Consider the following 414-nt stretch of genomic DNA (forward strand, 5'->3'; position numbering starts at 1 on the left):
GGCTCCGACGCACCAATGCCTCAACGGCGAGTGCCTGATCGGTGTCGAGCTCGAGTTCCAAGCCTTGGTCGGTGTCGGGCGTCTCCCTGAGGATCGTTCCGTCATCCGCATCTGTGATCATGTTCGGCTCCGTTGGCACGTGGCCGTCCCAGAGGTCCTCGGGTGGTTCGTCCTCGACGGAGTAGTGGGTGTCGTCGCCGGCTGGTGCCGGATCGGTAAGCAGGGAGAGCCTCCATACCCATGCCTGGCAGGGGTCGATCTGGCCGTCGATGGGTGTTCGACGAGCGTCGTCCAGGAGGTTTTCGAGGTGCCAGCCGCGTTGCAGTCCGCGTTCGATGGTCGTCACCAGTGCTGGCCATAAGGGGCTTGATTCCAGCTTGTCGGTGGTGTGCTGGCCGATGGCGTGGGTGAACT

Annotated in this window: 1 protein-coding gene; it reads right to left on the reverse strand. The window is 63.5% G+C overall.

Features of this window, described 5'->3' with window-relative positions; translation table 11 throughout:
* Window positions 1–414, reverse strand: a 414-nt coding sequence (locus M3210_RS20195) for a hypothetical protein (RefSeq protein ID WP_251518098.1), incomplete at both ends; no start/stop codon positions are given.

This window comes from Oceanobacillus luteolus, assembly GCF_023715655.1.
In the GTDB taxonomy this organism is placed as follows: Bacteria; Bacillota; Bacilli; order Bacillales; family Amphibacillaceae; genus Oceanobacillus; species Oceanobacillus luteolus.